Annotated in this window: 12 protein-coding genes; 5 read left to right on the forward strand and 7 right to left on the reverse strand. The window is 47.0% G+C overall.

The window, feature by feature from the left end:
* Window positions 1–239 precede the first annotated feature (239 nt).
* The gene (locus H4O21_RS00640; RefSeq protein WP_182806880.1) at window positions 240–1,127 is read left to right on the forward strand and encodes a HEPN domain-containing protein; all 888 of its coding nucleotides are present in this window, start codon (window positions 240–242) and stop codon (window positions 1,125–1,127) included.
* Between the two features lie 205 nt (window positions 1,128–1,332).
* Here the strand turns inward: H4O21_RS00640 and H4O21_RS00645 are convergent, their stop codons facing one another.
* The 4 genes from H4O21_RS00645 to yrfG form a co-directional block, all read right to left on the reverse strand.
* Window positions 1,333–2,886: a phosphoenolpyruvate carboxykinase gene (locus H4O21_RS00645; RefSeq protein WP_182806881.1), complete on the reverse strand. Its 1,554-nt coding sequence runs from the start codon at window positions 2,884–2,886 to the stop codon at window positions 1,333–1,335.
* Between the two features lie 537 nt (window positions 2,887–3,423).
* Window positions 3,424–4,296 (reverse strand): Hsp33 family molecular chaperone HslO, encoded by an 873-nt coding sequence (hslO, locus tag H4O21_RS00650; RefSeq protein WP_182806883.1) that lies wholly within the window; start codon window positions 4,294–4,296, stop codon window positions 3,424–3,426.
* Window positions 4,297–4,603: 307 nt separating this feature from the next.
* Complete coding sequence (hslR, locus tag H4O21_RS00655; protein WP_182806884.1) at window positions 4,604–5,008, reverse strand: ribosome-associated heat shock protein Hsp15; 405 nt, start codon at window positions 5,006–5,008, stop codon at window positions 4,604–4,606.
* A gap of 11 nt (window positions 5,009–5,019) precedes the next feature.
* Window positions 5,020–5,709: a GMP/IMP nucleotidase gene (gene yrfG / locus H4O21_RS00660; RefSeq protein WP_182806885.1), complete on the reverse strand. Its 690-nt coding sequence runs from the start codon at window positions 5,707–5,709 to the stop codon at window positions 5,020–5,022.
* Window positions 5,710–6,253: 544 nt separating this feature from the next.
* On the opposite strand from yrfG, the gene H4O21_RS00665 reads away from it, so the two are divergent.
* From H4O21_RS00665 to H4O21_RS00675, 3 genes are all read left to right on the forward strand, one after another.
* A complete protein-coding gene (locus H4O21_RS00665; protein WP_182806886.1) occupies window positions 6,254–7,246 on the forward strand; it encodes a TRAP transporter substrate-binding protein in 993 nt (330 codons plus the stop codon).
* Window positions 7,247–7,486: 240 nt separating this feature from the next.
* Window positions 7,487–8,113: a TRAP transporter small permease gene (locus H4O21_RS00670; protein WP_182806887.1), complete on the forward strand. Its 627-nt coding sequence runs from the start codon at window positions 7,487–7,489 to the stop codon at window positions 8,111–8,113.
* Window positions 8,110–9,507, forward strand: a complete 1,398-nt coding sequence (locus H4O21_RS00675) for a TRAP transporter large permease (RefSeq protein ID WP_182806888.1) — start codon at window positions 8,110–8,112, stop codon at window positions 9,505–9,507. Before H4O21_RS00670 ends, H4O21_RS00675 begins: the two co-directional genes overlap by 4 nt.
* A gap of 157 nt (window positions 9,508–9,664) precedes the next feature.
* On the opposite strand, the gene H4O21_RS00680 is transcribed toward H4O21_RS00675, so the two are convergent.
* Window positions 9,665–10,435 carry a dienelactone hydrolase family protein gene (locus H4O21_RS00680; protein WP_182806889.1) on the reverse strand — a complete coding sequence of 257 codons (771 nt, stop codon included), beginning with the start codon at window positions 10,433–10,435 and terminating at the stop codon, window positions 9,665–9,667.
* A 225-nt stretch (window positions 10,436–10,660) separates the two neighbouring features.
* Window positions 10,661–11,488, reverse strand: coding sequence for a substrate-binding periplasmic protein (locus tag H4O21_RS00685; RefSeq protein ID WP_182806890.1), 828 nt, complete (start codon window positions 11,486–11,488; stop codon window positions 10,661–10,663).
* 320 nt (window positions 11,489–11,808) lie between these two features.
* Here H4O21_RS00685 and tadA point away from each other — a divergent pair, with 320 nt between their 5' ends.
* A complete protein-coding gene (gene tadA, locus H4O21_RS00690; RefSeq protein ID WP_182806892.1) occupies window positions 11,809–12,294 on the forward strand; it encodes a tRNA adenosine(34) deaminase TadA in 486 nt (161 codons plus the stop codon).
* A 42-nt stretch (window positions 12,295–12,336) separates the two neighbouring features.
* Here tadA and mltF read toward each other — a convergent pair whose 3' ends face one another.
* The gene (gene mltF / locus H4O21_RS00695) at window positions 12,337–13,791 is read right to left on the reverse strand and encodes a membrane-bound lytic murein transglycosylase MltF (protein ID WP_182806893.1); all 1,455 of its coding nucleotides are present in this window, start codon (window positions 13,789–13,791) and stop codon (window positions 12,337–12,339) included.
* Window positions 13,792–14,063 lie beyond the last annotated feature (272 nt).

Consider the following 14,063-nt stretch of genomic DNA (forward strand, 5'->3'; position numbering starts at 1 on the left):
GTGTGACAATTTTGGTTAACACTTTGCAAGAATTCTGTTAACCCGCAAAACAGTTTACACTTTTACCAAGTCAGTCTGATGCCCCAGACTGACTTTCACCTGTGTGATTTTAAAAAAAATGACCTGATGCTATTGGGGGGCAGTGGACTTCAGCCGGGCTATTCTATGTCACGGGTTTGGTTTGAATACTGGGCATGAGATAATTAGGATATCTTAATTAATAAGCGTGGGTAGACTTAATGAAGCAGTCTGTTGGCTCTCAACCAAATAGCGATGGAATCGACTATAGCAAATTAACACCAGATCAGTGGATCAGCCTTAACTCTTTCGCCAAAGATGTTATTACTGAGTTTTTCATTGAGACAGCAATCGAGGACTACGCTTCTGCCCGTTTGCTCCTGCAAAATAAAATGTTCCGCCAATTTTATTGGAATGCGGCTCAGGCTTTGGAAAAAACACTGAAGGCGATACTTCTGCTCAATTATCAAAAGTTAGTCGAATTAAATGACAAGGGAAAACAGACAGGAGGCTTAGGCCATGATCTAAGTGAGCTTTACTCGGTTGCAAAGAACTTTGTTAAAGAAGGGGAAGTCCAAGTTTTTCGTCCGGGGGAAAAACTTAGCCTAATCTTGTCTGAGCCTAAATACAAATCTGCCCACTGGACAGAAATCACCCTTGATGAATTCCTCAGGCGCGTTGGTTACTTCGGTGATCCTAACAATCGCTATGGTACCTATGGTTTTGAATACAAACCATCCGATCTGTTTATTCTGGATCAAGTTATGTACTGTCTGGCATCTTGCGTACCGCACGAGCTTATGAGCACTAAGGTCATTCAAGAAAAACTCATTAGTAATACTGGTTTTGATCTTAATAGTTTTTACTATCATAACTATGCTTATCAACCCGCCAATTATAAAAATGACAAGCTAATGGTGATATATTCATCGGCTCAGACCAAACTCAGAAAGCACCTTGGGCCAGATAATCCAAAGTCAGAAGAAGATAAATATCTATGTGAGCAGTGGTTGCTATCACACATAAGGATAAACAAAAGAACATTGGATAATGCTAAGTTAGCAAAGCATTGCGAACTTAGGGTGCCTCAAGAAAATAGCGATGCATAATTGAATATTAGACTCTGAGAACTAAATAGCAACAAGCTTGCCTATTCTCTAATATTGGGTTAACACTTTACTATGAAATGTTAACCAAATCGGTTTAATACCGAGTGGTTAAACAGACACAAAAAAGCCGGAATCTGATTGCTCAGATTCCGGCTTTTTATTATCCCTTTGATACTCAATATTTGAGCATCAGAGATATGCAATCTTACAGCTGAGGACCTGCCGCGATAATTGCTTCGTCAACACCTTCAAATTTCTTGAAGTTCTCAACGAATTTCGCTGCCAGTTCTTTAGCCTGTGCATCGTAAGCTTCCGGGTTTGCCCAAGTGCCACGAGGCTGCAGCAGGTTAGTATCAACACCAGGAACCTCTGCAGGTACTGCCAGGTTGATGCCATCCAGTTCAATCGTCTGAACGTCTTCCAGTGCACCGCTCTGAATTGCAGAGATGATGCCACGGGTTGTTGGGATGCTGAAACGCTCACCTTCACCGTAAGAACCACCGGTCCAGCCAGTGTTCACCAGGTAAACTTTAGAACCGAATTCTTCGATACGCTTGATCAGCAGGTCAGCATATTCTGCTGCCGGGCGTGGGAAGAAAGGTGCGCCGAAACAGGTAGAGAACGTCGACTTAATGCCGCCGCCAGACCCCATTTCTGTAGAGCCAACCAGAGCTGTGTAACCAGACAGGAAGTGGTAAGCCGCTGCTTCTTTAGACAGAACAGACACAGGAGGCAGAACACCGGTCAGGTCACAGGTCAGGAATACGATCGCTTTTGGCTCACCAGCACGGTTTTCCAGAACACGCTTCTCGATGTGCTCCAGAGGATAAGCTGCACGAGTATTCTGAGTTTTGCTTACGTCGGTGTAATCCGGTGTTTTGTTGCTATCCAGAACAACGTTTTCCAGTACGGCACCGAATTTAATCGCATCCCAGATTACTGGCTCGTTTTTCTGAGACAGGTCGATACATTTTGCGTAGCAACCGCCTTCGATGTTGAATACAACACCTTTACCCCAGCCGTGCTCGTCGTCACCAATCAGGAAACGCTCAGGGTCAGCAGACAGAGTGGTCTTACCCGTACCGGACAGACCAAAGAACAGAGTGGTTTCTCCATCTTCACCAACGTTTGCAGAGCAGTGCATTGGCAGAACATCTTTCTCAGGCAGCAGGAAGTTCTGTACTGAGAACATCGCTTTTTTCATCTCGCCAGCATACTGCATGCCAGCCAGCAGAACTTTGCGCTTTGCAAAGTTAATAATTACAGCGCCGTCAGAGTTTGTGCCATCACGCTCAGGCTCGCACACAAAATAAGGTGCGTTCATGATCTGCCATTCACCCTTGGTTTTAGGGTTGAATTGCTCAGGACGAACAAACAGAGTGCGGCCAAACAGGTTGTGCCACGCAGTTTCAGTGGTAACACGGATCGGCAGATAATGCTCAGGATCGGCACCAACATGCAGCTCAGATACGAAGGTATCCTTCTGACCCAGATACTCTTCTACGCGGTCCCACAGTGCATCAAACTTAGCTGAATCAAATGGGCGGTTAATCGCGCCCCAATCGATCAGGTCCGAAGTGCTTGGCTCTTCTACAATGAAACGATCCATTGGAGAGCGGCCAGTGCGGTGGCCTGTGGAAACTACAAGAGCTCCATTGCTGGCTAATTCACCTTCCTTACGTTCTACAGCGCACTGAACCAGTTCAGCTGTACTCAGGTTAGTGAAAGTCATTACAGAGCTATCGTCAATCGTCGTCATTTACTTGTGTCCTTCGGCTCCAGCCGATCAACTAGTACCAAACGGTTAGAAAACCGCTTTGATTTACAGAGTAATCAAGCGAGTCCAGTGAGGTTTTTTAGGCGCGTATTATGTCAAAAAAAAGCACTGTCTGCGAAGCCCTCTCAGGCAGAAATTTCTGAAAATCAGTTACAAAACAAAATTCTTGATGCGCCTGCACAGCTGTTACCAGGAGATTTTAGAGGAAATTGCTAAAAATACAGAAATTAACAATACAGGATATTTAAATGGTAGTGATTCTTACTAAAGCAAGACAGTAGGTAGTTCAGTGAACGACGATAAAAAAATTTATCGGAGACACATTTTTTGCAGGTAAAACCGAAGGATATAGGCGGGAAGTAAAGATTTTTCTCTGTAATGTAGTCAGACTACATTAAAAGCCTCCAGCACACAGCCAGTAAACAAATAAAAACTGTCATTAATTTTTTACAGGCAAACAGGCAGAGAGAGTAGCGCTTTTCTTCCCTGATCAGAAGAAAGAAAAGCGGTCAAGTAAGATCAGTGCAGTACGGGAGACGGCGCATCCGGATCATCAAACATGCTTTCAACATCCGCAGCATTAAAACGATACAACGTATTACAGAACTGACATTGGCTCTCTAAGCTACCACGCTCCTCGATCACTTCCAGCAGCTCTTCTTTACCCACACTGATCATCGCTTTTTTGACTCTGTCTTCTGAACAGGTGCAGTTAAACTGCAGAGCACTGGCATCAAAAATTCTGATCTCTTCCTGATGATATAAGCGGTGTAACAGGTCTTCAAAGGCCAGCGTGCTCAGCTCTTCGTTAGTCAGTGTTTCCGCCAGACTCACAGCTCTCTCCCAGGCATCCTTATCCTGTTCAGTATTTTCTGAAGGCAAGGCCTGTAGCATAAAGCCTGAAGCAATGCCTTGCTCTGCATTCAGCCATAAACGGCTGGGCAGCTGCTCAGATTGCTCAAAATACTGCTCCAGGCAGTGGGCCAGCGTTTCCCCTTGCAGAGAGACAATACCCTGATAACGCTGTCCGTTTTTCGGCTCCATCGTGATCACCAGCTGACCATTGCCCATCAGCTGTTGCAGTGTTTCAGGCTGACCAATATCACCTTCCCAGCGGGCAATTGCTCTCAGGTCCCCCCCCGGATTAGATTCAGCCATCAGCAGACTACAGCTGCCTGAACCACGGGCCTGCAGCGAGAGAATGCCGTCTATTTTGACTGTTGCAGTCAACAGAGCAACAGCAGCCAGCATCTCACCGAGCTGTTTTTGTATCGGGGCCGGATAATCATGCTTATCCAGTACCTTCTGAAAACTGTCTTTCAATCGGACAACTTCCCCACGAACCGGAGAGTGATCAATCAGAAAGCGCTGAATAAAATCGAACTGACTCATAATATATTAACCTGTGCTTACGTCTGCCCATCCACTGTCTGAAAGTGGCAGATGATCATAAATACGACCAGCTGAACAGCCTGCTTCAACAATCTTTTAATACCTGCCACACCAGCAGAGCGTCAGAATACAAAACAAGACCTGTTCAGGTGTTTATGCTGAAAACACAAAGGACCAGACAAAATGCTGGTCCTTTATTGAGATTGATTGCTGCGGATTTTACCGGATCGTTGCTGGTGTTGATACGGTTTATCCGCGAACGGTTTCCAGATCTTCTGGCAGGATCACGAAGACAAACAGTTTCGTTTTAACTGTCAAAGTCCGCATCCACCCGTTTAAACTGATGAATCTGACGGCGGGATTTTTTATCCGGACGACGATCCGGTGCTTCCTGTGCTGCACGAATCAGTTTACGCCGTTCCGCTTCAGATTCTCTTTTCTTAATGCTCTCTTCGGTTTCCTTGTAGAGCAAAGCCGCTTCCGGCGCACCACGACGCTGATCCGATAAAGCTATAATTTCGATCGTTTTTTTGTCCCAGCCCTGAGGCAAGGTCAGCATGGCACCGATTTCTGCCATTTTACTGCTTTTACAACGATCTCCGTTGTACTCGACTTTACCGCCTTCAATCGCTTTTTTGGCCAGTGCACGGGTCTTGAAGAATCGGGCTGCCCATAACCATTTATCTAAACGAACCTTTGTCGTTTCACTCATATACTTTTTACTCAGCGGGTAATCTGATCAAATGTTCTTACACCGGGATAACGCGTGACGTTTCGTTCAGGCGACGCCATATCCGGCTGCAGAATAGTATAAAGGTAGCGAATCCCGAAACTCTGTGCCGAATCCAGTACCTGCTCATTATCATCAATCAGCAGGGTGGTTTCCGGGTTATAAGGCACGACACTCTGCAGCGCCTTCCAGAACTCAGGTTCTTCTTTTGCAATGCCAAAGTCTGCTGAACTGACAATATCATCCACCAGCTGATCAAGTCCTGTCGGTGGTAGTTTCAGACTCAGGCCGTGCTGGTCCGAATTGGTTGCCAGCACTACACGGGCTTTATGCTGTTGCAAAAATTCAAGCAAATGCCGGGCATCACTGCGAAAACCAATCAGGTGCTGCACTTCTTTTTTCAGCGCCACAATATCCACCTGAAAACGCTCAGCCCAATAATCCAGACTGTACCAGTTCAGAGTGCCCTGCTGACTTCTGATGGCGGTCAGAACATGTTCTCTGGCGCTGGCCTGATCCAGTTTATGCAGTTGGGCATAACGCTCGGGTAAATGCTCCAGCCAGAAATGGCTGTCAAAATGCAGATCCAGCAGAGTACCATCCATATCCAGTAGTACGGTCTCAATCTGATCCCATTGCGGGGGCTGAAGCGTCTGATCCTGCACAGAGTTCTGTTCGCTCATAAAAACTCTTTTTCTGATAAATGAATTCAGTCTTATGCCTGACCAAAGTGCCGACAAAAGCCAGAGTCGCTGTTTTCCATGATGCATAACAAAAGTGGGGATAGCGATCAGGATTTCAAGTGCTCTGATATTAAACGTGTGGCTTTTCGCACACTTTATAAGAATCTTCCGGAAACTAAGCGCATTTTTTTCAGTCAGTAGCAGAAAAGCATACAACATATTCTGACATATCCATACCTTAGTCTAAGCTGCAGGGCAATATGATGAGCGGTATCCCCTCGTTATTTATATGCTGTGTGCGAACATCCGCACAAAACATCATCAGGCTAATGTTTTTACTCTCCCAGAACATTAAAAATAATCTTTTAAAATCAGACAGTTACATCAATTTATTTATATTTTAATAAACTGGCATTCATCTTGTAATATTCCTGTTGTCACAGCCTTTAGTCATTTGGGCTGGCCTTTGCATTGAGGCCGCCGTAACAGGCGGCCACTTTTTCATAGCATTTGCATTAAATAAGAACAATCTGGAGTCGGATCGATGCGTAAACTGACCAAAGCCGTAACCCTTGCTGTATGCATGACCACCGGTGCTGTTGCCACTAACGTACTGGCAGCGCCTATCACCATTAAATTCTCTCACGTGGTTGCAGAGAATACCCCTAAAGGCCAGATGGCTCTGAAATTCAAGGAGCTGGCTGAACAGCGCCTGCCAGGTAAGGTTAATGTTGAGGTTTATCCGAACTCTCAGCTGTTCGGTGATGGAAAGGTTCTGGAAGCGATGCTGCTGGGCGATGTTCAGATTGCTGCACCGTCTCTGTCTAAATTCAAGAAGTACACCAAGCAGCTGCAGGTTTATGATCTGCCGTTCCTGTTTAAAGATATGGATGCTGTAGATCGTTTCCAACAAGGCCCAACCGGTCAGAAGCTGCTGACGTCTCTGGAAAAACGCGGTCTGACAGGTCTGGGTTATATTCATAACGGTATGAAGCAACTGTCCGCCTCCAAGCCTCTGCGTGTGCCTGCAGACGCAGAAGGTCTGAAGTTCCGTATCATGACCTCTGACGTACTGGTATCTCAGTTTGAAGCCGTTGATGCGATTCCGCTGAAAAAGCCTTTCTCCGAAGTATTTACCCTGCTGCAGACTAAAGCGATTGATGGTGCAGAAAACCCATGGTCCAACCTGTACTCCAAGAAATTCTTTGAGGTTCAGGATTACGTGACAGAGACCAACCACGGTGTTCTGGACTACATGGTCGTGACATCAACCCGTTTCTGGAAAGGTCTGCCTGACGATGTTCGTGGCACACTGAAAACAGCGATGGATGAAGCCATTGCACACGGCAACAAGGTTGCTGGTGAAAAAGCGATGGGCGACCGTCAGCGCATTATCGATTCCAAGCGTACTACTGTACTGCAGATCACGGATGCTGAGCGTCAGCAATGGGTGGATGCAATGAAGCCGGTATGGAAACAGTTTGAGCGTCAGATTGGTAAAGACGTTATCGAAGCAGCCATTCAGGCAAACAACTAACAACCCAAACGGCGATGCTGCACTGATCGTCGTTAAGTTGTAAACGCGTCGTAGAGAAGAGAACACCACCTTTCGGGTACAGGCTCAGGCAGGTATGTGAAAGGTGGTGCTTCAGACAGGGCGCGATACCCCCACATATCTGGCTCGTATTCTGACATCAGGCTCAGCCGCTTTTTATACTTTCATCCTGGCCTTGTCCGATTGCAGCACAGCCGATTAACCGACGATAAGAGTTTTATCATGGTCCGTTTTATTCATAAGCTTGAAGAGAACATTGTTGCTCTCTTACTGGTAGCCATGACCCTGCTGGTATTTATTGAAGTGGTCATGCGTTTCGGCTTTAACTCCGGTCTTATCTGGATTCAGGAAGCCACCCTGTATACCTCTGCCTGGTTTGTACTCTTTGGCGCCTCATATGGGGTAAGAATCGGTGCTCATATCGGTGTTGATGTGGCGGTTAAGCTGTTACCAGAGCCTTTACGTCGTGTTGCCGGTTTAATCGCAATCGCTTTGTGTTTTGTATATTGCGGCCTGTTTCTGATGGGATCATGGGATTACCTGCAGCTGATGCATATGATCGGTATTGAGATGGAAGATCTGCCTATTCCTAAGTGGATGGCCATGATGATTATGCCTGTAGGCTTTGTATTGCTGGTGATTCGCTTTGCTGAGCTGGGCTGGGGCATTATGACCGGTAAACAGGATGGCTTCCATCTGGCAGACGAAGGTAAAGAAAGTATGCACCTGGCAGAAGAGCTTCAGGATGCAGCAGATAATGCCAAAGCCGAAAAAGCCGCTGAAGATACCAGCCGTTCTTCTGGCACAGGTAAACAAGATAATTCTGACAACCAGGGAGCAGACAAATGACCATTGCCGTACTTTTCCTGATTCTGTTTGGCTGTATCTTCCTGGGTATGCCAATTGCCATTGCACTGGGTCTGTCCAGTGTCGGCACTATTTTGATGTTCTCTGATGATTCTCTGGCTTCGGTATCACTGAAACTGTTTGAAGCCTTGTCTCATCACTACACCCTGCTGGCGATTCCATTCTTTATTCTGTCGTCAGCTTTCCTATCCACCGGTGGCGTGGCTAAACGTCTGATCAACTTTGCTGTCGACAGTATCGGTCACGTTAAAGGTGGTCTGGCGATGGCATCGGTTATGGCCTGTATGCTGTTTGCTGCAGTATCCGGTTCATCTCCGGCTACCGTAGCGGCGATTGGTACGATCGTTATTGCCGGTATGGTACGTGCGGGTTATCCGGAAAGCTTTGCAGCCGGTGTTATTGCTAACGCCGGTACGCTGGGTATTCTGATTCCGCCATCCATCGTGATGCTGGTATACGCAGCAGCCACGGAAGTATCTGCCGCCCGTATGTTTATGGCCGGTATGATTCCGGGTCTGATGATGGGCGGTATTCTGATGATCGCCATCTATATCGTTGCCCGTATTAAGAACTTCCCGTCTCAGCCATTCCCTGGCTTCCCGGCGCTGCTGCGCTCTGGTGCTATTGCCATGGGCGGTCTGATGCTGATCGTGATTGTACTTGGCTCTATCTATGGCGGTATCGCCTCTCCAACAGAAGCAGCCGCTGTAGCAGCAATATATGCCTTCCTGGTGGCTGTTTTTGGCTACCGTGATATGGGCCCTCTGAAAGATAAGCCATGGCGCTATGAAGGCGAAAACATGGCAGCCTGTGTCGTTCGTAATATTGCTCAGATCTCTATTGGTCTGCCTCAATCCTTCTTTGATGATGAAGTTAAAAAAGTAGTACTGGATGCCGCCAAAGTATCCCTGATGCTGCTGTTCATCATCGCTAATGCCATGCTGTTCGCTCACGTGCTGACGACTGAACGTATTCCGCACACCATTGCAGAAACCATCATCGGCTGGGGTTTACCAGCGTGGGGCTTCCTGATTGTCGTTAACATTCTGCTGCTGGCAGCCGGTAACTTTATGGAGCCTTCTGCAATTCTGCTGATTATGGCACCGATTCTGTTCCCGATTGCCACTCAGCTGGGTATCGATCCGATTCACCTGGGTATCATCATGGTAGTGAATATGGAAATCGGTATGCTGACACCACCTGTCGGTCTGAACCTGTTCGTTACGGCAGGGATTACCGGTCGGAGTATGGTATGGGTTATTAAAGCCGCCCTGCCATGGCTCGCACTGCTGCTGGGCTTCCTGATCATTGTCACATATGTCCCTCAGGTGTCACTGTTCCTGCCTGAGCTGATCGATAGCATGAATGGCTATTAAGTGTAATTCGACCCCCGGCAGCCTTACTGCTGCCGGATAACTGGCACCTGCCAGTTTGCTATGCCCTTGAGCATTTTCGCCCCGTATTCACGGGGCTTTTTTATTATTCACGGGGCTTTTTTATGTCTGTTGCTATGCTTATCTGTACGAATACAGCTTATCTCGTCTGTTGCTGCAGAAACTCTGTAAATCTCTTCCAGGATTTCTGATCCGCCTCTTCGCGGTAACGGGGACTGCCAAACACGGTAAAAGCATGTGGAGCACCACTGTAAGTGATCATTTCATGGGCAACTGCACTGCTTTCCAGTTCCGTTGCCAGAGCAGCAAACTGAATCATAGGTATTGCTGTATCAGCAGTGCCATGCAACACCAGAAGTTTTCCCTGAGTTGCCTGATAGTTCTGACCATCCGGGGTTTTCAGGCCACCGTGAAACGTCACAAAGCCTTTCATAGCCTGGCCAGAGCGAGCCAGCTCCAGTACAGCAGCTCCGCCAAAACAGTAACCCATCGCAACAGCATTACTGCTATCCGCTCCCAAATCAACCGCTTTACGAATAGCTCCCTGCATCAACTGACGCATTTTATTCCGGTCTTTATACAATTCCCCGGTGTGCTGACGTTTATCCTTCACCTCAACAGGACGGATACCCTGACCAAAAAGATCTGCCGCAAACACGTTATATCCCAGATCGGATAGCATAGCTGCCCGCTGTTTTTCGTAATCGGTCAGGCCATCCCAGTCATGAATCAACAGAACCAGAGGAGATTTTTCAGGCTGCTGCGCAGAAGGCATGTAAAAACCTTCATAATTCAGGCCATCCACCTGATATATAACATCCTTCCCCTCTGCAGCCATCAGATTCCCTGACAGAGCAAACATAATACATGGCAGAAGACCGACTTTGTTTACTACACCTGCTTGTTTCATCACACCACCTCGTCTCAGTTCAGCGCAAGATTTCCCGGACAATGAGATCTGCTCTTTGCCTGAAGTGTAGTATGGTATTAATCTGAAATCGGATGAAAAAAACAGCTTTTAATTCAGCTCTGCCTGCAGCAAGCGCTACTACAACACCGAATTCAGGAGCATCTTTCTGGATATAAACAAAAACCGATTCTGATGAACCGGTTTTATTGAGGCTAAGCAAAGCGATTACTGAATATATTTCTCTTCCAGACGGGGACCGTTGCTCTGAATAAATTCGGTCTGTTTATCCCAGATTATTTCCGCAAGCCAGGGCTTTTTCGCGTAGAACTGGCGGCTGAGCATCAGATAGTAATCTTCCGTCATCATAGGTTCATGGGAACGACGAATCAGCTCAGCCAGTTCAGGGTGTTTTCGGGCCAGGGTCTCAACATAGTTACCAACCAGTACCGCAGCGGGTGACTCTCGCTGTAATAGCGCCTGCAAAGCTTCTGTCGTGTTTGCTTTGCGCAGCAACGGATACTTCTCTTCTTTCAGCTGCTCATCAACAGCGCTGTGAACCCCTGCCACAATAACACTCTGATTACGGATACCATAGATACGACGGCCATTGGTAGCAACCTGAGTATCTTTCACCCGGTACAGAAAGTATTCCTCACGATAGATCTTCTGACGCGGATCGACTTTGGCTTTAGAAAAAGGGTATTTACCGGTAAACAGCCATTTCTCCCGATAGGGTACATTAAACAAACCATCCAGTTTGCCTGTTTTAATTTGCTGCAGGCAATCATCAAACTGACAACGTACCAGACTGAACTTAACCTCTTTTACCTGTTTACCCACCGCCTGCAGGATCTCTACCGCGAAGCCCGGATCCTTAGCCGGTATCTGAGTACCTGAGTCCATATAATAGGGTGGATGAGCGTCAACCGGATATCCGACCTTAAAACGAAGTGGTGCCGCCTGAACCGATAATGTTGTCCCCGCTGTCACAGCAGCAAGCAACAGGGCAGAGATCGATCTGACAGGCAAAAAACGGTTTAATTTGTGAAACATAATGCCTCCGGCATACTGAAAAGCCTGTTGAATATTGATTAAACCTGAAGCTCAGAACTACCCTGTAAATTTAAAGCGGCAGCTAAAAGCATAGAAAATATCAGGCAGGTCCCTGTAATAAATTTCGAAGATCACGGTCCCTTATTCAGTTATTATCGGTAATTCAACAAGATAGCTGAATAATCTCAAAACGGATCATGGCTGCCATCATCTCAGAATAGTGTCAGAATTTCTGTAACCCGGATCATAGTATTACCATCTGAATAGCGCGCTTCAGACCGGAGCAGACGCATTCAGATATATTGAGAGAAATATAATTCATGCATAAACCCGAATACTATATGCACAGAGCGCTGGAACTTGCCAGCCGTGCGGCAGAGCAGAACGAGGTTCCGGTCGGAGCGGTGGTGGTTTATCACGGAGACATTGTTGGCCGAGGCTGGAATCAGCCAATTTCAGGCTGCGACCCGACGGCTCATGCTGAAATCATGGCTCTGAGAGATGCCGCTAAAACACTGGATAACTATCGTTTGAATGACTGTGAGCTATACGTGACACTGGAACCCTGTACCATGTGTGCCGGAGCGATTATCAACAGCAGAATCCGGAAAGTCTGGTACGGTGCCGCAGAACCCAGAACCGGTGTCAGCGAGAGTATCTGCAATCTGTTCTCACAACCCTGGTATAATCATCACCCAGAGATTGAAGGTGGAATCCTGGCCAGCCGCTGCAAAAAATTACTGCAACAGTTTTTTGCTGAACGTCGTAAGCAGAAAGAACCTGTTGCAAAGCCTGACACACCATAAAATCTCAACCCTTATCAGGCTGGAGTGACTCAGGAAAACAGATCAGAGCACAGGTGGCACGATACTGAAGCTGACACTCTCATCGACCGGTCGTTCAACTACCCGGTTCTGTACCAGCTGTTGTAAACGGGTATCGTACCAGCTGAGAATATCGTAATACTGACGGATATTCTGTACATAAGTGACAGGTTCCTGCCCGCGGGCAAAACCGTATTTAGTTTGCTTATACCACTCTCTTTTCTGCAACAGAGGGAGGTGTTGCCTCACATCAATCCATTTATCCGGATCTTTCTTCAGATGCTGAGTGATAATGCGAGCATCTTCCAGATGTCCAAAGCCTACATTATAGGATGCCAGAGCCATCCAGGTTCTGTCTGGTTCCTGAATACGCTCAGGAATACGGCGAATCAGCTTAGATAGATACCGGGCACCACCATAAATACTCTGTTTAGCATCCAGACGGTCTGTCACCCCCATATCGCTGGCAGTATTCAGTGTCAGCATCATAATACCGCGCACTCCGGTCGGAGATTTTGCCAGCGGACGCCAGTGAGACTCCTGATAACCTACTGCGGCCAGTAAGCGCCAATCCAGCTCATACTTTTCTGCCGCATCCTTGAAGTGCTTTTCATATTTTGGAAAACGATTTCGAACATGACGCAAAAAAAGCTGAACACCAACGTAGTTCAGCTCCTCTTTATGGCCGTAATAACGATCCCGCATCTGTGCCAGTTCGCCTTTAGCTTCCAGATCAGTGAAAAAGGCTTTTACTGCCTGATAAAGAGTATGATCCCTGGACTTTGGCATCACCCAGGCCAGGGAGTGCTGGCGAGGCAGTTTGAAAGCTTCACGCGCCCTGGTGTAATAAGCCAGATTGATATCCAGTTCATTGGAGTTGACTACGGCATAGTCCAGCTCACCTTCCTGCACCATACGAATCAGGTCTGTCGCTTCCAGATCAGCGGTTTCTTTCCAGCTGAGTTTGGGATAGTCGGCCTGAAGCTCCCGTAGTAAGCGAGCGGACTCTGTACCGGAAATAACCGCTATCTGACTACCAACCAGATTATCCAGTCCTGCCGGTTTTTCGTTTGTGCGGTTATACACCACAATGGGATCAACACGCATATATTGCGGGGCGTAGAAAAAATCCCCTATTTTATCCAGACTGACTTCCAGCCCTGCCGCACCGATATGGGCTTTGCCTTGCTCCAGAGCCTGGTAAATCTCTTTAATATCATGGTTACTGCTGATCTCCAGTTTCACCCCCAGGTAGTCTGCAAACAGGGAGGCCAGCTCATATTCCATGCCTGAAGGCCCTTCACTGCCTTCGTAATAAGTTGTCGGCGTATTCCGGGTCAGAATTTTCAGCACACCCTGCTGTTTAATTTCTTCCAGCACAGAGGGCGTTTCTTCTTTACAGGCAGACAGGAACACAGCCATCAGCAAGAGCGAGGCTAATGTCAAAGCTCTGGTAAAAGATTCTAATGCCTGTCGCACGGTCAGTTTTCCCGGAAAATCATTTTTATAGGTGTAGAAGGATTACCGCATTGTCTATTGTCGCACTTTTTTGACAACGAAAAACCGGAACTGGTCCATATTTCAGATAATCCGGCTCTCTGTATTGGCTTTACTAATGGTGTTTGCAGTATTATTAGCACCCTTATCGTGTCTGCTTCATGAAAATCGCGGAACAGAGTATATCCTTTATTGACACTTTGTGCTGTTTTCTAAGAGTAGCCACAGGTTCCAGTTTCTGAAACTATTTTTAA

Origin of the sequence: Oceanospirillum sediminis (assembly GCF_014164585.1) — a bacterium.
In the GTDB taxonomy this organism is placed as follows: Bacteria; Pseudomonadota; Gammaproteobacteria; order Pseudomonadales; family Halomonadaceae; genus Oceanospirillum; species Oceanospirillum sediminis.